Below are 19,334 nucleotides of genomic sequence, written 5' to 3'. Positions count from 1 at the left end.
TGCTCCTTAACTGACGATCATATCGTCACGGTGAACCGCTACCGGACCATATTCATAACCGAGGATCTCGCCTATTTGCTGGGAGTGGTGCCCGGCAATCATGCGCATCGCGTCACTGTTGTAGCGGCATACGCCATGCGCCACGTCACGCCCCTCAAGGCTGCGGATGCGGATCACTTCGCCGCGGGAGAAATTGCCGCGGATATCGCGAATGCCCTTCGGCAACAGCGAACTGCCGCGTTGCAGAATCGCGGAAAGCGCACCGTCATCAACGGTGATTTCGCCCGCTGGCGGCGCGCCGAAGATCCAGCGCTTGCGGTTCTCCAGCGGCGTTTGCAGCGCGTGAAAGCGGGTGCCGACCGGCTGGCTGGCGATGACATCGCTAATCACGCCAGGGCGGCTGCCAGCGGCGATAATCGTATCGATTCCGGCGCGGCAGGCAACGTCAGCAGCCTGCAATTTTGTCGCCATGCCGCCGGTTCCCAGCCCGGAAACGCTGTCGCCCGCCAGCGAACGAAGCGCATCGTCAATGCTGTGCACATCGTTGATGAGCTCGGCCTGAGGATTGCTGCGCGGGTCGGCGGTAAACAGCCCCTGCTGGTCGGTCAACAGCAGCAGTTTATCGGCACCGGCGAGGATCGCAGCCAGCGCCGACAGATTGTCGTTGTCGCCCACTTTGATTTCCGCCGTCGCCACCGCATCGTTCTCATTAATCACCGGCACGATGTGGTTATCCAGCAGCGCGCGCAGCGTATCTCGCGCGTTGAGGAAACGTTCGCGATCTTCCAAATCCGCACGCGTCAGCAGCATCTGGCCAATATGGATACCGTAAATCGAGAACAGTTGCTCCCACAGCTGAATTAACCGGCTCTGCCCCACCGCAGCCAGCAGCTGCTTTGAGGCGATGGTCGGCGGCAGTTCCGGGTAGCCAAGATGTTCACGTCCGGCGGCCATCGCGCCAGAGGTGACGATCACAATCCGGTGGCCTGCCGCATGCTGCTGCGCGCACTGGCGCACCAGTTCGACAATGTGTGCCCGGTTCAGCCGACGCGATCCGCCGGTTAATACGCTGGTCCCCAGTTTCACTACCAGGGTCTGGCTGCTGCTCATTATTTCCTGCCGTTACGAAAAAAATAGGTCGAACTGACTTTTTAACAGTTGTGCTGCTGGAAGCCAACAGCCGCCGCGGTAAAAGGCCAAAAATCCCCTGGCAGGCGGGTAGACCAGATATCTGCAAATAACAATAAGTGCGTCTGAATGTAATAAAATTTTAATATTCTCGAGGTAAAACTTTCCTGCCTTAGGATAAGTCTTAAGGCCTAAAAATAAAACTTACTCATTCGGGGTTGATAGCAAAATGAAGAAAAGCGCACTGGCCATTTTAACCGCCGCACTGGTACTGTCCACCGCTGTTCAGGCCGCAGAAGTTTACAACAAAGACGGCAACAAGTTGGATTTGTACGGTAAAATCAAAGGCCTGCACTATTTTAGCGACAGTGACGGCAGCAATGGCGACAAGTCTTACATGCGTATGGGCTTTAAAGGCCAGACGCAGATCAACGACCTGATGACCGGTTACGGTCAGTGGGAATATCAGTTCAACACCAATAACTCAGAAAGCGATTCCAACATCGGTAACAAAACCCGTCTGGGCTTTGCCGGTCTGAAATTCGGCGACTACGGCTCAATCGACTACGGCCGTAACTACGGCGTGCTGTACGACGTCGAAGCCTGGACCGATATGTTCCCTGAGTTCGGCGGTGACGGTACGGCGCGTAGCGATAACTTCATGACTCAGCGTACGACTGGCGTAGCCACTTACCGTAACAGCAACTTTTTCGGGCTGGTGGATGGCCTGAAGTTTGCGGTGCAGTACCAGGGTAAAAATGACGACGGCACCGGCCGCACCAGCGCTTCTAAAGGCAACGGCGACGGTTACGGTCTGTCTGCTGTCTATGCACTGGGCGACAGCGGCGTGAGCATGAGCGGCGCCTACACCAGCTCTGACCGCACCGACGCTCAGCAGGCGCAGGGTTACGGCACTGGCGACAAAGCTGATTCCTGGGGCACGGGTCTGAAATATGACGCGAACAGCGTTTACCTGGCGGCTATCTATACCGAAACGCGCAACATGACGCCAATCAGCGGCACCGCGATGATTAACGGCGTTTCAACCAGCGTGGCTGGCGCCGCCAATAAAGCCCAGAACATTGAGCTGGTAGCGCAGTATCAGTTTGATTTCGGTCTGCGTCCTTCGCTGGGCTATGTACAGACTAAAGGCAAAGATATTGAAGGGTTGGGCGACGTTGACCTGGTTAAATACATCGACGTGGGCGCCACCTACTACTTTAACAAGAACATGAACACCTACGTTGATTATAAAATCAACCAGTTGGACGACGACAACAAGCTGGGTCTGAACACCGACGACGTAGTCGCTGTTGGTCTGACTTACCAGTTCTAATCTGTACCCCGTATCCCGCCACTGATACGGAAGCTTTACCCTCATCGTGATGTGTCTGAAACAAAGGCTGGCAGCTGCCAGCCTTTTTTCATGCTGCCGGTTCAGCCTCAGGCGGTCAGTTTGACCGGCGCATCGGCAAAATCTGCGGCTGGCTTCAGCCCCAGCTCCATCTCTTCCAGCAGCGCTTTCAGCCGCGTGTGGAAGTTGCGCAGCGTTTCTTCAAGCCGCTCGTTATTTTCTTTTCCCTTGACGGTGGACGGCTTCCAGTTGCCTTCTTTATCGAACAGACCAAAGTGGTACTCATAGGTGAAATGGTCGCTTTGCGCCTCCAGCACCATCCACCAGCCCCAGAATTCACGCAGTTCTGGCGCCGGTTTAACGTTGACGCAAACGGCCAGGCAGTCAAAGAAAAAACGGTCCCCTTCACATTTCGCTTCGCGGATATAAGGACCGAGCGATCCAAAGCGCTTCATTAAGCGGCTCTTAGGATGCCCACTGGGTAATGACATAGTAAAACCTCCTTTCTTGAGCCTGGTAATGTCCCCTCTTCGGCTTTTACCACGGCCGCTCTGCGAGCAAACCGCATTCCGAAGCCTAATGGGTATAGCAAAGGTTTGAACTACTGCAACTTATTACGCTAACCGTTTCGCTAACCATTCGACAATATCACGTAATGCTTTGTCAAAGTTGAGCATGGCGGGAGAGTGTGCGATCGGCATCAGCTTGCCGTCAGCGGAGGAGTTGACGACAAGCTTTGACTCCTCTTCCGGGCTGAAAAGATCGTTTGGCCAGTAGCCGGAGAGCATCGGCGTTGGGCAGCGGCGGCCCAGCAGGCCCTGGAGCTTCAGCGAATAGCGGTTGAGCTCCACGCGAAGCGCCGTATCGGATGCCGTTGCCATGCCTAACCGGCTGGCGAGCACGTCCATATACATCTCCGGCACGCGGTCCTGCATCACAGGATCGCAAAGCAGGCTGTGAACCACCGGCCCCAGGCAGGCAACCGCCCGCAGGCGCGGCGCTTCAAGATAGGCCAGCCTGACCGCGACGTTCGCGCCAAAGCGGTAGCCAAAGGCCCCCACGCGCGTATGGTCCACCCAGGCAACATGCTCCAGCTGACGCAGCACCTGCTGATGTAAAAAGCTCGCGTCCTGAGTCAGCTTCCACTTTGCGGAGAAGCCGACGGAAGGCATATCAATCGTCAGCATGGCAATGCCGCGCGGGGCCAGGTAATCATGAAACAGGCGATAGTGGTCGGTCTGAAGCGAGTCGAGGCTGCCGCACATCAGCACCGTCGGGTACGGCGCGCTTACGCCCGGCGGCATGTGCAGGAAGCCGACGATCGGATTGCCGCCGGGAATGGCGAACTCCAGCTCTTTAAGCTCGCCCGAGAGGCGCGGCGTGGCCTGTTCATAGGCGCGGTTTGCCAGCAGCTGGGCCTGCTCGGCCAGCTCATCCCCTTTCAGATGCGGGTAGCCCGCCACGCCGTAGAGGTTAGCGGCATGTAGCCAGCATTGCCCCGCTTCTTCATCCGTTGCCGCTTCCGCCGCCTTCTGCTGCCAGAGCGCGCCCTGCTTTGACCACTCATAGATCCAGTTGCCGCCGCGGTAGCCAACCACCGTATCCAGCAGTTGCTCATCGGTATGCTCAACGCGGCTACAGGCGATGCGCGCCAGCACTTCGCTGATCTCCTGCGGCGGCAGTCCGCGCCATGTCCAGAGCAGACGGTTAATCATCCGGTACCAGCCCGCGTGGCTGTCGCCTTCCAGCGCGGAGTGGATGGGCAGCGGCTTATGGTGATGAAGACGACGGACCAGCGATGACGTTTCAGGGTGCTTGAAGCGAGGTTTGAACAGCTCTTCGCTCAGATTTTTGGGTGACATGGCGTGACGTTTCTCCAGCTCGGGGCATGGGGTGAGTCTATCCCAGCCGCTGCCGCCGCGCTAACCGTAAAAACAGCAACGCCCGGCAGAACCGGGCGTTGCTTTGACCAATATCAATCAGCCTTTAACAATCGGCGGCAGGTAAACCACGCCCATGTCCCACGGCTGCTCAATCCAGGTATTCTGCGGAATATCTACCACATAATCATCCACCAGCGGCCGGCCGGCCGGCTTAGCGAAGATGGTAACAAAATGCGCCTTCGGATACATATCGCGGATGGCCTGAGCCGTGCCGCCGGTGTCGACCAGATCGTCAATCACGATAAAGCCTTCGCCATCACCCTCTGCGCGCTTCAGCACCTTCATTTCACGCTGGTTGTCGTGATCATAGCTGGAGATGCAGACGGTATCGACGTAGCGAATGCACAGCTCACGAGCCAACAGAGAAGCAGGAACCAGGCCACCGCGGCTGACCGCAATGATACCTTTCCACTGCTCGACGGGAAGAAGGCGCTGAGCCAGTTTGCGGGCATGAATTTGCAGCATGTCCCAGGTGACGACGTATTTTTCGCTCATAAAGGAGTCCCGACCAATGGTGTTGGCTTAAAAATGTACAATGGGAGAGGTTGCGCGGAATTATAGAGATCTGAGCGGCTAAAAACCAGTCCCGATCGGCACCAGCAGGCCTTTTTTCCTTTTGCGAAGTAAGCATCCCGGCAGAAACGGTGATATTCTTTGCCCATCGCGTCAGCGCGTCTGACGGGAGTCACCCACTCGCTCATTATGCTCGCCATTTGCGGCCCGGCTGGCCGCTGGCGATGGCACAGGAGATTTATCGTGTCTGAATTATCTCAGCTTTCCCCTCAGCCTCTGTGGGATATTTTTGCCAAAATCTGCTCTATTCCCCACCCCTCTTATCATGAAGAGGCGCTGGCGGAATACATTCTGTCCTGGGCGAAAGAGCAGGGCTTTGCGACCGATCGCGATGCCGTGGGTAACATCCTGATCCGCAAACCCGCCACGCCGGGCAGGGAAAACCTGAAGCCTGTCGCGCTACAGGCGCATCTGGATATGGTGCCGCAGAAAAATAACGATACCGTTCATGACTTTACCAAAGACCCGATTCAGCCCTGGATTGATGGCGAATGGGTGAAGGCGCGCGGCACCACGCTGGGTGCGGATAACGGGATTGGTCTGGCCTCGGCGCTGGCGGTACTGACCGACAAGAGCGTTGAGCACGGCCCGCTGGAAGTGCTGCTGACCATGACCGAAGAGACGGGTATGGTCGGTGCCTTTGGTCTTCAGCCAAACTGGCTACAGGCTGACATCCTGATCAACACCGACTCGGAAGAGGAAGGTGAGATTTACATGGGCTGCGCGGGCGGGATTGATTTCACCTCCACGCTGCCGCTCAGCCGCGAATCGATCCCGGCTGGCTATCAGCCGGTGCAACTGACGCTCAAAGGCCTGAAGGGCGGCCATTCGGGCGCCGAGATCCACGTCGGCCTGGGCAACGCCAACAAGCTGCTCGCTCGCTTTCTGTTTGCCCACGCGAAAAACCTGGATCTGCGCCTGGTCGATTTCACCGGCGGCACCCTGCGCAACGCCATCCCGCGAGAGGCGATTGCCACCCTGGCGGTTCCGGCAGGTAACGTTGACGAGCTGAAAAGCCTGGCGCTGAGCTACCTGGAGACGCTGCGCAACGAGCTGAGCCTGAAAGAGAAAAATATCAACGTTGTGCTGGAGAACGTCGCCGCGAGCGAGCAGGCCCTGACCGCGCAAAGCCGTGATACCTTCATTGCCCTGCTGAACAGCGTGCCAAACGGCGTGATCCGCAATTCCGACGTGATGAAAGGCGTGGTGGAAACCTCGCTGAACGTTGGCGTGGTGGCGATGACTCAGGACGAAGCAAAGATCAACTGCCTGGTTCGTTCGCTGATCGACAGCGGTAAAGATTACCTGGTTGAAATGCTGACCGCGCTGAGCGAGCTGGCCGGCGCAAAAGCCGTGGCCAAAGGCAGCTACCCTGGCTGGCAGCCGGATGCCTCCTCGCCGATCATGGCGGTAGTGGGCGAAACCTATAAGGCATTGTTTGGCAAAACGCCGAACATTCAGGTGATCCACGCGGGGCTGGAGTGCGGTCTGTTTAAGAAGCCGTACCCGGAGATGGATATGGTGTCCATCGGCCCAACCATTACCGGTCCACACTCGCCGGACGAGCAGGTGCAGATTGAAAGCGTTGGCCTGTACTGGAAGCTGCTGACCGCGCTGCTTAAGGCGATCCCGGCTAAATAGCGATCTGGCGGGAGCGGCGGGATTGCCCTTCAGCCTGCCCTTGCCGAACAGGCTGTATGGCAGGACGCCGTTAACAAACGTCTCCCCGGCGCTTACGCCGGGGTACTGACTTATACTGGCTGAGGAAGCTACAGCCCCAGTAGCAGCTGCCGCTCCATCTGCGGGTCCAGCAGCGTTACGTGCAGCCCCACCAGCCGCACACCCCGCCCGGCGCGCCGCTCCTCCCAGCTTTGCCGGGCAACCGCAATAAAATCTTCTCTGTTCAGCACCGGCCAGACGTGCTCCTGGGTGGTCTGCTGAAAATCATCAAACTTCAGCTTCACCCCCTGGCGGGCAATCATCCGGTCAGGTTTGATTTGGACCAGGCGGCGCTCCAGCTCCTCAAAAAGCGTGTCGATAATCGCCAGACAGGCTTCCCAGCTGTGAATATCCTCTGATAGCGTGCGCTCCACGCCCAGCGACTTTCGCAGCCGTTCGGTCACCACTTCCCGCTCGTCAATGCCGTTGCTACGCTCCCAAATAATCCGGCCAAACTTGCCGAAGCGCTTTAACAGCGCGGCCAGGTCGGTTTTCTGCACGTCCGCACAGGTGAGCAGCCCCATCTCTTCCAGCTTTTTTGCCGTCACCTTGCCTACGCCAGGGATCTTCGCCAGCGGCAGCCCCAGCAGAAACTGCGACAGGTCGTCCGGGGCGATCACAAACTGTCCGTCAGGCTTGTTTAAATCAGAAGCGATTTTGGCGACGAATTTTATCGGGGCTATCCCGGCGGAAGCCGTCAGGTTCAGCTCGCGGGCGATAGTCTGGCGAATTTCGCGCGCCATCAGCGTGGCTGAGCCCTGGCAATGCGGGCTGTTGGTCACGTCAAGATAGGCTTCGTCGAGCGAGAGCGGCTCAATCAAAGAGGTGTAGCGCGAAAAAATCTCGCGGATGTGCTGGCTGGCTTCTTTATAAGCGTCAAAGCGGCCGGGGATCACCTTCAGATGCGGACAGAGCTTCAGCGCCATCGCGGTGGACATGGCGCTGTGCACGCCAAACTTGCGGGCGGGGTAGTTAGCCGTGCTGATCACCCCGCGCTTCAGATGGCTGCCGCCTATGGCAATCGGGATATCACGCAGGCTGGGATCGTCGCGCATTTCCACCGCGGCAAAAAAGCAGTCCATATCAACGTGAATGATCTTACGCATATCCCCCTCCAGATGCACTGGATAAGTATACAGTTAATTTACACCGTTTCAAGCTGACCGCCGTGATGAGAAGCGCAGCGGCAACGGCCTGCGGTGATTTTTCTTTATGATTTTATTCGCTGCCGACTTGATAAAAAAATAGACAATGCTAATGTGACCCGGCGTATGCGGATTTTTCCGATTTTACCAGCCACATCGCCCCCCAGGGCGTAGTATCCACCCCTCTTTTTTCAAGGGAACCAGAATGGGCAAAATCGCACTGCTGTTTGCGATGTTTTTCCTGCCAGCCGTCGTCTTAGCCAGCGTACCGACCGCTCCGGTACTTCCGCTCGCTCCGGTAAGCAAAGAGTTAAAGAAGCAGTTACTTGGCACTCCCGTGTATATTCAGATCTTTAAACAAGAACGCACGCTTGAGCTGTATGGCAAAATTGGTAACGACTTCCGCCTGCTGGACAGCTACCGCATTTGTAATTTTTCCGGCGGCCTGGGGCCTAAGCGACGCCAGGGCGATTTTAAAAGCCCGGAAGGATTTTACAGCGTCGGCCTTTCTCAGCTGAAGCCGGACAGCCGTTTCTATCGCGCTATTAACGTCGGATTCCCCAACGAATACGATCGCCAGCAGGGTTATGAGGGGAAATACCTGATGATCCACGGCAGCTGCGTGTCAATTGGCTGCTACGCGATGACCGATGCGTATATCGAGGATATTTATCACTATGTGGAAGCGGCGCTGCGCAACGGCCAGCCACGAGTGGAAGTGAGCATTTACCCGTTCCGTATGACCGACAGCAATTTGCAGCGTCAGCGTAACTCGGTGTATTACAGCTTCTGGAAACAGTTGCAGCCTGGCTATGCGCAGTTTGTGCAGACCCACTTGCCGCCGTCCGTTAGCGTAAACGAGGGTCACTACGTGCTGAACAAGCCGGATTCCCTGCTCAGCACGCCAGCCTCAGGCTCAGCGCTCGCGCTCACCGAGGCAAAATAACGCCCAGTCGCCTGGCTCAATCTTGTGCCAGGTTTCATTGCCCGTCAGGGGCTGAGTGGCGATCACCGTGACCACGTCGTCTGGCGTGGTCTGCTTCTGAAAATCAATCTCAACGTCCTGATCCAGCAGCGTCGCTTTGCCGAACGGCGCCCGCCGGGTGATCCAGAACAGATTGGTAGAACAGAACGCCATCAGATAGCGCCCGTCCGACAGCAGCATATTAAACACGCCCTTCTTGCGCAGCTCCGCCGCCAGTTCAGCAATATAGCGGAACACCGCAGGCCAGTTCCCCGGCGTGCGCGGATAGCGCGTGGTGAGCTTGTGCAGCAGCCAGCAAAACGCCTGTTCGCTGTCCGTTTCCCCTATCGGCCTGAACGGCCCGGTATCCAGCCCGCGATAGCCCTTCAACTGACCGTTGTGCGCGTAAGTCCAGTTGCGTCCCCACAGCTCACGGGTAAACGGATGGGTATTTTCCAGCGACACTTCTCCCCGGTTAGCCTGGCGGATATGCGCCACCACTGAACGGGACTTGATCGGGTAATCCTGCACCAGCCTCGCCACCGGCGAGTTAAAGCTGGGATGAGGATCCTTAAACGTGCGGCAGCCTTTTCCTTCATAGAAGGTGATGCCCCAGCCGTCTTTGTGCGGGCCCGTTCCTCCCCCACGCTGCACCAGCCCGGTAAAGCTAAAGCAGATATCCGTTGGAACATTCGCGCTCATCCCGAGCAATTCGCACATAGCTAACCCTCATATAGCGGCCAGCCGCAGCTGGCCAGAAAGATCACTCAGCCATCTCTTTTTCAATCAGCAGGATCAGGATGTGAATCACTTTAATGTGGATCTCCTGAATGCGGTCGGCATAGCCAAAGTGCGGCACGCGAATTTCCACATCGGCCAGACCGTCCATTTTTCCGCCATCTTTGCCGGTCAGGGTAATGACCTTCATACCCTGGGCGCGAGCCGTTTCAACCGCCTTAATAACGTTGGCGGAATTACCGGAGGTGGAGATGCCGAACAGCACGTCACCGGCTTTGCCAACCGCCTCAAGGAAGCGCGAGAAGACGAAGTCATAGCCAAAATCGTTGCTGACGCAGGAAAGATGACTGACGTCGGAGATGGCAATCGCCGGATAGCCCGGACGATTCTCGCGGTAGCGCCCGGTCAACTCTTCCGCGAAGTGCATCGCATCGCAGTGAGAACCGCCGTTGCCGCAGGAAAGCACCTTGCCGCCGGCTTTGAACGAGTCGGCCAGCAGCACGGCGGCGCGCTGGATAGCGTGGATATTGGCTTCATTGCTGAGGAATTTATTGAGCGTTTCCGCGGCTTCGTTTAGCTCGGCACGAATGATGTCCTGATACATAGGGGAGTCCTTTAGAGGTGAGGTCTGCCTTCAGTTTATCAAGTTGGGAGGGGGGCGAAAAGCGCCCTGCTGCCGAAGCCGACGCTTTGACTTTTGGTGCGCCCGGTTTGTGAGCCAGGTTGTAATTATTATGTAAACAGATTGCTAAGACCGAGCTTCTCCATTAAACCTTAACCCAACAGGTCAGACCTCTTACTACTTACGGAGCGACAGTTATGATGGTTCTCAGTATTGTGGCCACGATCATCCTGATCGGCGCGCTTTTTTATCATCGCGTAAACCTGCTGCTGAGCAGTGCGATCCTTCTCGCCTGGACGGCCGCGTGGGCTTTCGCGCATCTCTGGACGCCGTGGCTGCTGATCCCGCTGGCCATTATCCTGCTGCCTTTCAACCTGCTGCCGATGCGTCGCGCCCTGTTCTCGAAGCCGATGCTGCGCACCTTCCAGAAGGTGATGCCGCCCATGTCGCGCACCGAGAAAGAGGCTATCGACGCCGGGACGACCTGGTGGGAAGGCGATCTCTTTCGCGGCACGCCGGACTGGGAAAAGCTGCATAATTATCCGCAGCCGAGGCTGACGGAAGAGGAACAGGCGTTCCTGGATGGCCCGGTGGAAGAAGCCTGCCGGCTGGCGAACGATTTCCAGATCACCCATGAAATGGCGGATCTGCCGCCCGAACTGTGGGCTTATCTGAAAGAGCACCGCTTCTTTGCGATGATTATTAAGAAAGAGTACGGCGGGCTGGCGTTTTCGGCTTACGCGCAGGCTCGCGTACTGCAAAAGCTGGCTGGCGTTTCCGGTATCCTGGCGATAACCGTTGGCGTGCCAAACTCGCTTGGCCCGGGGGAACTGCTACAGCATTACGGCACCGAGGAGCAGAAGGATCGCTATCTGCCCCGCCTGGCTCGCGGTCAGGAGATTCCCTGCTTTGCGCTGACCAGCCCGGAAGCGGGTTCTGACGCTGGCGCAATCCCGGATACCGGCGTGGTCTGCATGGGCACCTGGCAGGGTCAGCAGGTGCTAGGGATGCGGTTAACCTGGAACAAACGTTATATTACTCTGGCCCCGATCGCTACCGTGCTGGGGCTGGCGTTTAAGCTTTCGGACCCTGAGCATCTGCTGGGCGAGACGGAAGAACTGGGCATCACCTGTGCGCTGATCCCAACCGATACGGCTGGCGTGGAAATCGGCACCCGCCACTTCCCGCTGAACGTCCCTTTCCAGAACGGTCCGACGCGCGGTAAAGACATCTTTGTCCCGATCGACTTCATCATCGGCGGGCCAAAAATGGCCGGTCAGGGCTGGCGGATGCTGGTTGAATGCCTGTCCGTCGGCCGCGGCATTACCCTGCCCTCCAACTCGACCGGCAGCCTGAAAAGCATCGCGCTGGGGATTGGCGCTTATGCCCACATCCGCCGCCAGTTCCGTCTGCCTATCGGCAAAATGGAAGGCATTGAGGAGCCGCTGGCTCGCATCGCCGGAAATGCTTACGTGATGGATGCCGCCGCTACGCTGATCACCTCCGGTATTATGCTCGGCGAGAAGCCCGCCGTGCTTTCCGCTATCGTGAAATATCACTGTACTCACCGCGGCCAGCGCGCGATCGTTGACGCGATGGACATCGCGGGCGGCAAAGGCATCATGCTCGGTAAAAATAACTTCCTGGCGCGTGCCTACCAGGGCGCGCCAATTGCCATCACCGTTGAGGGCGCCAACATTCTCACCCGCAGTATGATCATCTTCGGTCAGGGTGCGATTCGCTGCCATCCTTATGTGTTGGCAGAGATGGCCGCAGCGCAGAATAATGATGTCAGCGCGTTTGACAGGGCGCTGTTCAGCCACGTCGGTCACGTCGGCAGCAACAAGATGCGCAGCCTGTGGCTGGGGCTGACCGGCGGACGGACCAGCCGCTCGCCGACCAGGGACGCCACGCGTCGTTACTATCAGCAGTTGAACCGCCTGAGTGCCAATATGGCGCTGCTGTCCGACGTGTCGATGTCGGTGCTCGGCGGCAGCCTGAAGCGCCGCGAGCGTATCTCTGCTCGCCTGGGCGACGTGCTGAGTCAGCTGTATCTGGCCTCGGCAGCGTTGAAACGCTACGAGGATGAAGGTCGCAATGAAGCCGACCTGCCGCTGTTGCACTGGGGCGTTCAGGACGCGCTGCATCAGGCAGAGGCGGCGATCGATCAGCTGCTGCGCAACTTCCCGAATCGTCTGGTGGCGGGAATGCTGCGGGTGGTGGTGTTCCCGCTGGGTCGCCATTGCCACGCACCGTCGGATCGTTTGGATCATCAGCTGGCGAAAATCCTGCAAATTCCTTCCGCGACGCGAACTCGCCTTGGACGCGGCATGTATCTGAAACCGACCGAACACAATCCTGCCGGTCAGTTGGAAGAGGCGCTGGCGGATGTGATGGCCGCCGAAGTGATTCACGATCGCCTGTGCAAACAGCTGAAAAAACACCTGTCGTTCACGCGACTGGATGCGCTGGCGCAGCAGGGACTGCAGGAGAAATGGATTAGTGAAGAGGAAGCCGCCGTGCTGATCCGCGCTGAGGCCAGCCGCCTGCGTTCTATTAATGTTGATGAGTTTGAGCCCGAGGCGCTGGCCGTCCCGCCGGTAAAGCAGGAGCCGCAGCCGGTCGGCAAGGCTGAGGCCGGGCAGCGTAAAACCGAGGCGGCATAGCGAGACGTTAAAAATGCAGGTCGGCTGGATTTCCGACCTGCCTGAGTGACCCAAACCCCGTGAGCAGAATGCTGACGGGGTTTTTGCTGGTCAGGCTCAGCCGTTCTGACGCACGCGGGCGATCAGCGCATCGGCATCTTCGATACGGTCAGCCGCCAGAATCAGGGTGCGTCCCAGGGTTATGGCCTGGCGCACGCACTCATTCTTCATCGCCTCATCGCGAATGTTTTTGATATCGGCAACCTGCGACATCCCCACCGTACGGCGAATCACCTCAGTACCGCAGAAGCCCAGGCTATCCCGCCAGATTTTCTGCAAGAATTCCGCCGCATAGCCAGGCCTGGCCAGCGCCCGGTCCTGAGTCTTCTCCGCCGCCAGCGCCAGGAAGCCTTCCGCAAAGCTCTGCCAGGTGGTGCTGACGTCACGCAGGCGTTTTTCCCGGGCGTCCGCCGCTTCACGCGGGGCCAGCAGGCCGGGTAACGCGCAGTAGTTGATCAGCATATTGCCCAGCGCGCTGCCAACGTCGAAACCAATCGGGCCGTAATAGCCAAATTCGGCATCGATGACCTTCAGGCTGCCCTCGGCTACGAAAATCGACCCGCTGTGCACATCACCGTGCAGCAGCGCTTCAGCGTGGGACAGGAAGCGGTGCTTCAACCCCGCAACCTTCTGACGCAGCTCATCGTCATCGCGCAGCGAGGCGACTAAAGGCTCAAGCGCGCGCGGGTAGCCGTTGCGCTCATGCACTTCATAAGGTTCATTGAAGAACAGTTCTTCCGTAATGTCACACAGCTCCGGGTTGGTAAAGCGGATGACGTCGGCTTTCTTCTGGTGTGGATGCTGATAAAAGTCAGAAGTGTGGAACAGCGTCTGGGCCAGGTATTCCCCCAGTTGCCCGGCCGCCTGCGGGTAATCAACCCCGTTAACCTGCTCCCCACGCCAGATCGCATGGCTGGAGAGATCCTCCATCACCATTACCGCCAACTGCGGATCGTAATGCAGGATTTTCACCGTGTGCTGAGGACAATATTCGCCGTGAATTTGCAGCACTTCGGCCTCAATGCGGGCACGGTCGAGGGTCAGCGGCCAGGACTCGCCGACGCAGCGCACGTAGGGCAACGCCTGCTTGACGATCACCCGGCTGATGCCGTCACGGTCAAAGATTTTAAACACCAGGTTCAGATTGCCGTCGCCAATTTCCTGCGATTCGACCAGGCTTTCTGGGTTTTCAACACCGCCAAACTGGCGGGCATAGTCCACGGCATCCGCTGCAGTGAATGTACGGTATTGCGACATTAACTCACCCTCATAAAAACGTTCCGGTCTGCTCATCGCCTCAGGCGCGATGCGCCCGCGCTTGAATTAGTTACGCAAAGCCGTTCAGACGTCTATACATCCGTTACGCATGTTGGCACAATATGCCCTTATTACGCAACCAGGATTTAACCTTCATGCAGACACTGAGCACAACCAGCTTACAAGTTCGTGATAATCAGCTTTGGGTCCTCGACCAGCAGGCGCTGCCGCAGCAAAAGATCTGGTGCCCGACGCCTGACGTGGCGGAGCTGGTTGGTCATATCAAAACGTTACGGGTGCGCGGTGCGCCGCTGATTGGCCTCTCTGCCAGCCTGCTCCTGGCGCTGCTGGCTGAAAACGGCATGGCGAAACCAGCGCTGGCTGAGGCGCTGGAGGTGCTGCGCGCCTCACGCCCCACCGCCGTTAACCTGATGAACAACCTTGACCGCATGAAGCTGGCGCTGGCTCAGGACGATTATGTCACCGCGCTGACTTTTGAAGCGCTGCGCCTGGTGGAAGAGGATAAGGCTTTGTGTGATAACATTGCCGCCGCAGGTGCAAGGCTGATCGAACCCGGCAGCCGCCTGCTGACGCATTGCAACACCGGAGGTCTGGCTACCGCAGGCGTCGGCACTGCTCTGGGGGTGATTTCTCGCGGCTGGCAGGAAGGTCGGGTAGAGAACGTCTGGGTAGATGAAACCCGTCCTTTATTGCAGGGAGGTCGTTTAACCGCCTGGGAGCTGGGCGAGCTGGGCGTTCCCTATCGCCTGATTTGCGACAGCATGGCGGCCAGCCTGATGGCGCAGAAGCAGGTTGATGCTATTTGGGTCGGGGCCGATCGCATTGCCGCCAATGGCGACGTGGCGAATAAAATAGGCACCTACAGTCTGGCCGTGCTGGCCCAGTACCACGGCATCCCATTTTACGTGGCCGCTCCGCATACCACGCTCGATCCCGCCTGCCCGAACGGCAACGCCATTCCAATCGAACAGCGTGCCGCCAGTGAGGTGACCGGGGTAGCGGGCAGCTTTGGCGACGTGCAGTGGGCGCCGCAGGACGCACAGGTGTATAACCCGGCCTTCGACGTCACGCCAGCGGCGCTGATTAGCGGATGGGTGCTGGATACCGGCGTAGTCACGCCCGCACAGGTTGAGGCAGGCATTTTCCAGCAGAGCCGTTAGCAGGGAGACAGCGCCGCGCCGCATACGGGGAAAGCGGACGTTTGTTGCCGCCCGCTTTCCCGCCGCGCGCGATTAAGGCAGGCGCGGATAGGCATCCGCAATGGTGTCGCCGGTAAAATTAGCGATCCAGCCTTCCTGATTATCAAAAATACGAATGGCGGTGAAATGCGGCGACGAGCCCATATCAAACCAGTGCGGCGTCCCCGCCGGAACGGAAATCAGATCGTTTTTCTCACACAGAATCTGATAAATATGCCCGTCCAGATGCAGGCAGAATAGCCCAGCTCCCTCGACAAAAAAGCGCACTTCATCTTCGCCGTGCGTATGCTCGTTGAGGAATTTGCCCCGCAGCGCCTCTTTCTGCGGATTATCGGCACGCATACTGATCACGTCCCAGCTCTGATAGCCTTTTTCCGCCACCAGCCTGTCGATGGCGTGCTGATAGGCGTTAATCACCGTTTCCGGCGTCGGACTCTCGCCCAGATCGCGGTCGGCTTCCCAGCGTTCAAAGCGAACGTTTTTAGCATTCAGCTTCTGGCGGATCGCTTCTGCGTCAGTACTTTGCCATACGGGCGTGGTTGCTTCGCTGTCGGTAAAAATAGTCAGTGCGCTCATGAGGAAAACAGCTCCAGGTTAATCTGATCAAAACGGTTTACCTGGCGATGACGGCTTTGGGCATCCGCATCGCCGCGTAGTAACTGCACGGTGTTCCAGCCAGCATCCTGTGCGGCATCCAGCTCCTGGTGAATATCCGATAAAAACAGCAGCTCGTAGGCAGGCAGGCCGATATTATCCGCAATGTTGCGGTAGGACTGCTCTTCGCGCTTGGCGCCGACGTGGGTGTCAAAATAGCCGCTGAACAACGTAGTGATATCACCCTCAGCGCTGTAGCCAAATAACAATTTCTGTGCCGCCACCGATCCTGAGGAATAAATATAGAGATCAATGCCCTGCTGCTTCCAGCGGTCAAAGGCGGGCAGCACGTCCGGGTAAAGATGACCGGTGAAGCTGCCGCTAACGTAACCGTCGTGCCAGATCATCCCCTGTAAGGCCTTCAGCGCGGTTGATTTACGATCTTCATCCATAAAGCCAAACAGTACGGTTATCAGATCTTCCACCGTGGCGTGCGGCTGGGCGATTTCCTCACGCAGATCGTTCAGCGCTTTCGCCACGTCCTCACGATGCTGGAAACCAGCGATATAAGCGGCCAGGTTCTGGCGGGCATAGGGAAACAGAACCTCGTGAACAAAGCGAATATCACTGGTGGTGCCTTCAATATCGCTGACAATAGCGCGGATCATCTGGCCTCCAGCACGCGGCGTTGTAATTCACACTGGAACAGGAATTCCAGCCCCTCAAGGTGACGGCGCGCCTCGCTGACATCTTTTCCCCAGCAGGTAAGCCCGTGGCCGCGCAGCAGAAAACCGTAGCGCAGCGGCGTTTGTTCAGCAAACTGAGCAATTCTCAGCGCCAGAGCGGTAATATCCTGATCGTTGTCGAAAAGCGCAACCGCTACCGCGTCCAGGTGTGAAGTCTGCCCGGACAATGTTTTCTGCATTTCATAACCCTGCAATACCACTGCGCTCCCCTTCTCAACGCGTGACAGCACCGTTGAGTTGACGGTATGGGTATGAAGTACCGCACCGGCCTCAGGAAACAGGCGATAGAGTAAGGTGTGCAGCCCGGTTTCTGCCGAAGGCCTGCGCCCGGAAGGCACCCGGTTAGTGGCAATCTCAACCTGGATGAAGTCCTCCGGCCTCAACGCGCCTTTATCCTTGCCCGATTCACTCAGCAGGCAGTAGTCGCGGTCCTGGCGCACGGACATGTTGCCGCCGGTGGCGGGCGCCCAGCCTTTGGCGCCGATCCAGTGGCAGGCCGCCACCAGTTGCTCCAGCTGCGGGATTGTGCTCATACCTTTCCTTATATAGCCGGTTGTTTTTCGGCCTTGCAGTCGCATTTAGACGTCTAAGCGTCTCGATTGCCAAATAGTAACATCGAGGCTATAGTGGCAGCAACACAGGGTTAACACATCATAAAAACCGTTCTTCAAGGGTTAACATTCATGAGCCAGACGCCATTCGTCCCTGAGAGCAAACTCCCTGCTCTGGGCACCACTATTTTCACCCAAATGAGCGCCCTCGCGCAGCAGCATAACGCCATCAATCTGTCGCAGGGGTTTCCTGATTTCGACGGACCAGATTATCTGAAGGCGCGCCTGGCGTACCACGTCAGCCAGGGCGCAAATCAGTATGCGCCAATGACCGGCGTGCTGCCGCTGCGGGAAGCGATCGCGACCAAAACGGCCGAGCTGTATGGCTATAAACCTGATAGCAACAGCGAGATCACGGTGACCGCTGGCGCTACCGAAGCGCTGTATGCGGCAATTACCGCGCTGGTGCGCGCTGGTGATGAAGTTATCTGCTTCGACCCGAGCTACGACAGCTACGCGCCTGCCGTGACGCTGGCGGGTGGGGTGATGAAGCGCATTGCCCTTCAGCCCCCTTCTTTCCGCGTTAACTGGCAGGAATTTGCTGAGCTGCTTTCGCCGCGCACCCGACTGGTTATCCTGAATACGCCGCATAACCCTTCCGCCACCGTCTGGCAGAAAAGTGATTTTGCGGCGCTGTGGCAGGCCATCAAAGATCAGGAAGTGTACGTGCTGAGCGATGAAGTGTATGAGCACATCTGTTTTGCCGCTGAAGGCCACGCCAGCGTGCTGGCCCATCCTCAGCTGCGCGAACGGGCGATTGCCGTCTCTTCATTTGGCAAAACCTTTCACATGACCGGCTGGAAAGTGGGCTACTGCGTGGCCCCGGCCGCACTGAGCGCGGAAGTGCGCAAGGTGCATCAGTATCTGACCTTTGCGGTTAATACCCCCGCCCAGCTGGCGCTGGCCGATATGCTGACGGCCGGGCCGGAGCATTACCGCGAGCTGCCGGCGTTTTATCGTGCGCGCCGCGACCGCTTTGTGCAGGCGCTGTCCACCAGCCGCCTGAAAGTGCTGCCGTGCGAAGGCACCTATTTCCTGCTGGCTGACTACAGCGCCATCTCTGATTTAAACGACGTGGCGTTCTGCCAGTGGCTGACGAAGGAAGTGGGCGTTGCCGCTATTCCGCTGTCGGTGTTCTGTGCCGATGCCTTCCCCCATAAACTGATCCGCCTGTGCTTTGCTAAACAGGAAGCCACGCTGGATGCCGCCGCGGAGCGCCTGTGTCAACTTTAAACCTTAGCGTATTGCAGCAGCCGCTGGCGTGGATGGACGGCGAGGCGAACCTGGCTTTCTTCGATACGCTGCTGGCCGATCTACACGGCAGGGATCTGATCATCCTGCCGGAAATGTTCACCACCGGCTTTGCTATGGAAGCGGCAAAAAGCTCGCTGCCTCAGGCGCGCGTCGTGGCGTGGCTGCGTGAGAAAGCCAGGGCTACCGGGGCGATGGTGGGCGGCAGCGCGGCGATTCAGACGGAGAAAGGAGCGGTTAACCGCTTCCTGCTGGTTGAGCCTGAAGGCAAGGTTCACCATTATGATAAGCGCCACCTGTTCCGCATGGCGGACGAGCACCATCACTATCTGGCAGGCGACCGCCGTGAGGTTATCGTGTGGCGCGGCTGGCGTATTCTGCCGCAGGTTTGCTATGACCTGCGCTTCCCGGTGTTTTCGCGCAATGCCAACGATTACGACCTGGCTTTGTACGTGGCCAACTGGCCCGCGCCGCGCGCTGCTCACTGGCAGGCGCTACTGCTGGCCCGTGCGATTGAAAACCAGGCCTACATTGCTGGCTGCAACCGCGTCGGCAGCGATGGCAATAACCATCAGTACAGCGGCGACAGCCGGATCGTCAGCCCGCAGGGCGAGATCCTCGCCGCAGGTGAAGCGCATCAGGCCGCCATCCTCAACGCCGAACTGTCGCTGGAAAACCTGCGCGACTATCGCGAAAGATTCCCGGCATGGCGCGATGCGGATACGTTCAGCTTGTAATCTTCTGCTGGCCATAAAAAAACCTGC

The 19,334-nt window shown here is 58.0% G+C and carries 18 protein-coding genes; 7 read left to right on the top strand and 11 right to left on the bottom strand.

Annotation, left to right across the window (positions count from 1 at the left end; all coding sequences use genetic code 11):
• Positions 1-6 precede the first annotated feature (6 nt).
• Positions 7-1,110 (bottom strand): glutamate 5-kinase, encoded by a 1,104-nt coding sequence (gene proB, locus NG99_RS24910; protein ID WP_034899036.1) that lies wholly within the window; start codon positions 1,108-1,110, stop codon positions 7-9.
• Between the two features lie 247 nt (positions 1,111-1,357).
• Between proB and ompC the strand changes: the two genes are divergently transcribed.
• On the top strand, positions 1,358-2,464 hold the full coding sequence (gene ompC / locus NG99_RS24905; protein WP_034899034.1) for a porin OmpC: 1,107 nt from the start codon (positions 1,358-1,360) through the stop codon (positions 2,462-2,464).
• 107 nt (positions 2,465-2,571) lie between these two features.
• On the opposite strand, the gene crl is transcribed toward ompC, so the two are convergent.
• From crl to gpt, 3 genes are all read right to left on the bottom strand, one after another.
• Complete coding sequence (crl, locus tag NG99_RS24900; RefSeq protein WP_034899032.1) at positions 2,572-2,973, bottom strand: sigma factor-binding protein Crl; 402 nt, start codon at positions 2,971-2,973, stop codon at positions 2,572-2,574.
• A 123-nt stretch (positions 2,974-3,096) separates the two neighbouring features.
• The gene (frsA, locus tag NG99_RS24895; RefSeq protein WP_034899031.1) at positions 3,097-4,344 is read right to left on the bottom strand and encodes an esterase FrsA; all 1,248 of its coding nucleotides are present in this window, start codon (positions 4,342-4,344) and stop codon (positions 3,097-3,099) included.
• A gap of 117 nt (positions 4,345-4,461) precedes the next feature.
• Positions 4,462-4,920, bottom strand: coding sequence for a xanthine phosphoribosyltransferase (gene gpt / locus NG99_RS24890; protein ID WP_034899028.1), 459 nt, complete (start codon positions 4,918-4,920; stop codon positions 4,462-4,464).
• Between the two features lie 261 nt (positions 4,921-5,181).
• Here gpt and pepD point away from each other — a divergent pair, with 261 nt between their 5' ends.
• Positions 5,182-6,639, top strand: coding sequence for a beta-Ala-His dipeptidase (gene pepD / locus NG99_RS24885; protein WP_034899025.1), 1,458 nt, complete (start codon positions 5,182-5,184; stop codon positions 6,637-6,639).
• Positions 6,640-6,767: 128 nt separating this feature from the next.
• Here the strand turns inward: pepD and dinB are convergent, their stop codons facing one another.
• Entirely contained in the window at positions 6,768-7,823 is a 1,056-nt protein-coding gene (gene dinB, locus NG99_RS24880) for a DNA polymerase IV (RefSeq protein WP_034899022.1), read from the bottom strand.
• A 244-nt stretch (positions 7,824-8,067) separates the two neighbouring features.
• On the opposite strand from dinB, the gene dpaA reads away from it, so the two are divergent.
• Positions 8,068-8,808 (top strand): peptidoglycan meso-diaminopimelic acid protein amidase, encoded by a 741-nt coding sequence (dpaA, locus tag NG99_RS24875; RefSeq protein ID WP_034899019.1) that lies wholly within the window; start codon positions 8,068-8,070, stop codon positions 8,806-8,808.
• On the opposite strand, the gene NG99_RS24870 is transcribed toward dpaA, so the two are convergent.
• Positions 8,779-9,546, bottom strand: coding sequence for a class II glutamine amidotransferase (locus NG99_RS24870; protein ID WP_034899017.1), 768 nt, complete (start codon positions 9,544-9,546; stop codon positions 8,779-8,781). The genes dpaA and NG99_RS24870 overlap by 30 nt on opposite strands.
• Before the next feature lie 43 nt (positions 9,547-9,589).
• A complete protein-coding gene (gene lpcA / locus NG99_RS24865) occupies positions 9,590-10,168 on the bottom strand; it encodes a D-sedoheptulose 7-phosphate isomerase (protein WP_034899015.1) in 579 nt (192 codons plus the stop codon).
• A 215-nt stretch (positions 10,169-10,383) separates the two neighbouring features.
• On the opposite strand from lpcA, the gene fadE reads away from it, so the two are divergent.
• Positions 10,384-12,852: an acyl-CoA dehydrogenase FadE gene (fadE, locus tag NG99_RS24860; protein WP_034899012.1), complete on the top strand. Its 2,469-nt coding sequence runs from the start codon at positions 10,384-10,386 to the stop codon at positions 12,850-12,852.
• 96 nt (positions 12,853-12,948) lie between these two features.
• Here fadE and mtnK read toward each other — a convergent pair whose 3' ends face one another.
• Positions 12,949-14,148, bottom strand: a complete 1,200-nt coding sequence (mtnK, locus tag NG99_RS24855; RefSeq protein WP_034899009.1) for an S-methyl-5-thioribose kinase — start codon at positions 14,146-14,148, stop codon at positions 12,949-12,951.
• 155 nt (positions 14,149-14,303) lie between these two features.
• On the opposite strand from mtnK, the gene mtnA reads away from it, so the two are divergent.
• Entirely contained in the window at positions 14,304-15,329 is a 1,026-nt protein-coding gene (mtnA, locus tag NG99_RS24850) for an S-methyl-5-thioribose-1-phosphate isomerase (protein WP_034899007.1), read from the top strand.
• Positions 15,330-15,401: 72 nt separating this feature from the next.
• Here the strand turns inward: mtnA and NG99_RS24845 are convergent, their stop codons facing one another.
• The 3 genes from NG99_RS24845 to NG99_RS24835 are packed head-to-tail and all read right to left on the bottom strand — an operon-like array spanning position 15,402 to position 17,241.
• Complete coding sequence (locus tag NG99_RS24845; RefSeq protein ID WP_034899005.1) at positions 15,402-15,944, bottom strand: 1,2-dihydroxy-3-keto-5-methylthiopentene dioxygenase; 543 nt, start codon at positions 15,942-15,944, stop codon at positions 15,402-15,404.
• The gene (gene mtnC, locus NG99_RS24840; RefSeq protein WP_034899002.1) at positions 15,941-16,630 is read right to left on the bottom strand and encodes an acireductone synthase; all 690 of its coding nucleotides are present in this window, start codon (positions 16,628-16,630) and stop codon (positions 15,941-15,943) included. Before mtnC ends, NG99_RS24845 begins: the two co-directional genes overlap by 4 nt.
• The gene (locus tag NG99_RS24835; protein WP_034898999.1) at positions 16,627-17,241 is read right to left on the bottom strand and encodes a methylthioribulose 1-phosphate dehydratase; all 615 of its coding nucleotides are present in this window, start codon (positions 17,239-17,241) and stop codon (positions 16,627-16,629) included. Before NG99_RS24835 ends, mtnC begins: the two co-directional genes overlap by 4 nt.
• A 150-nt stretch (positions 17,242-17,391) precedes the next feature.
• Here NG99_RS24835 and NG99_RS24830 point away from each other — a divergent pair, with 150 nt between their 5' ends.
• Both NG99_RS24830 and NG99_RS24825 read left to right on the top strand, forming a co-directional pair.
• Entirely contained in the window at positions 17,392-18,552 is a 1,161-nt protein-coding gene (locus NG99_RS24830; RefSeq protein ID WP_034898998.1) for a pyridoxal phosphate-dependent aminotransferase, read from the top strand.
• Positions 18,540-19,307 (top strand): amidohydrolase, encoded by a 768-nt coding sequence (locus tag NG99_RS24825; RefSeq protein WP_034898995.1) that lies wholly within the window; start codon positions 18,540-18,542, stop codon positions 19,305-19,307. The genes NG99_RS24830 and NG99_RS24825 overlap by 13 nt, the downstream gene beginning before the upstream one ends.
• The last annotated feature ends 27 nt before the right edge of the window (positions 19,308-19,334 follow it).

Source organism: Erwinia typographi (genome assembly GCF_000773975.1).
GTDB classification, from domain to species: Bacteria; Pseudomonadota; Gammaproteobacteria; order Enterobacterales; family Enterobacteriaceae; genus Erwinia; species Erwinia typographi.
Note: the sequence above shows the minus strand (reverse complement) of the source record. Positions and strands in the feature narration are given on the sequence as shown.

Excerpts from the sequence above, each read along its gene's own strand:
- mtnA (WP_034899007.1), top strand. The coding sequence starts at position 14,304 with ATGCAGACACTGAGCACAACCAGCTTACAAGTTCGTGATAATCAGCTT.
- lpcA (WP_034899015.1), bottom strand. The coding sequence starts at position 10,168 with ATGTATCAGGACATCATTCGTGCCGAGCTAAACGAAGCCGCGGAAACG.
- frsA (WP_034899031.1), bottom strand. The coding sequence starts at position 4,344 with ATGTCACCCAAAAATCTGAGCGAAGAGCTGTTCAAACCTCGCTTCAAG.
- NG99_RS24835 (WP_034898999.1), bottom strand. The coding sequence starts at position 17,241 with ATGAGCACAATCCCGCAGCTGGAGCAACTGGTGGCGGCCTGCCACTGG.
- proB (WP_034899036.1), bottom strand. The coding sequence starts at position 1,110 with ATGAGCAGCAGCCAGACCCTGGTAGTGAAACTGGGGACCAGCGTATTA.
- fadE (WP_034899012.1), top strand. The coding sequence starts at position 10,384 with ATGATGGTTCTCAGTATTGTGGCCACGATCATCCTGATCGGCGCGCTT.
- dpaA (WP_034899019.1), top strand. The coding sequence starts at position 8,068 with ATGGGCAAAATCGCACTGCTGTTTGCGATGTTTTTCCTGCCAGCCGTC.
- mtnC (WP_034899002.1), bottom strand. The coding sequence starts at position 16,630 with ATGATCCGCGCTATTGTCAGCGATATTGAAGGCACCACCAGTGATATT.
- NG99_RS24830 (WP_034898998.1), top strand. The coding sequence starts at position 17,392 with ATGAGCCAGACGCCATTCGTCCCTGAGAGCAAACTCCCTGCTCTGGGC.
- crl (WP_034899032.1), bottom strand. The coding sequence starts at position 2,973 with ATGTCATTACCCAGTGGGCATCCTAAGAGCCGCTTAATGAAGCGCTTT.
- ompC (WP_034899034.1), top strand. The coding sequence starts at position 1,358 with ATGAAGAAAAGCGCACTGGCCATTTTAACCGCCGCACTGGTACTGTCC.
- mtnK (WP_034899009.1), bottom strand. The coding sequence starts at position 14,148 with ATGTCGCAATACCGTACATTCACTGCAGCGGATGCCGTGGACTATGCC.
- dinB (WP_034899022.1), bottom strand. The coding sequence starts at position 7,823 with ATGCGTAAGATCATTCACGTTGATATGGACTGCTTTTTTGCCGCGGTG.
- gpt (WP_034899028.1), bottom strand. The coding sequence starts at position 4,920 with ATGAGCGAAAAATACGTCGTCACCTGGGACATGCTGCAAATTCATGCC.
- NG99_RS24870 (WP_034899017.1), bottom strand. The coding sequence starts at position 9,546 with ATGTGCGAATTGCTCGGGATGAGCGCGAATGTTCCAACGGATATCTGC.
- NG99_RS24845 (WP_034899005.1), bottom strand. The coding sequence starts at position 15,944 with ATGAGCGCACTGACTATTTTTACCGACAGCGAAGCAACCACGCCCGTA.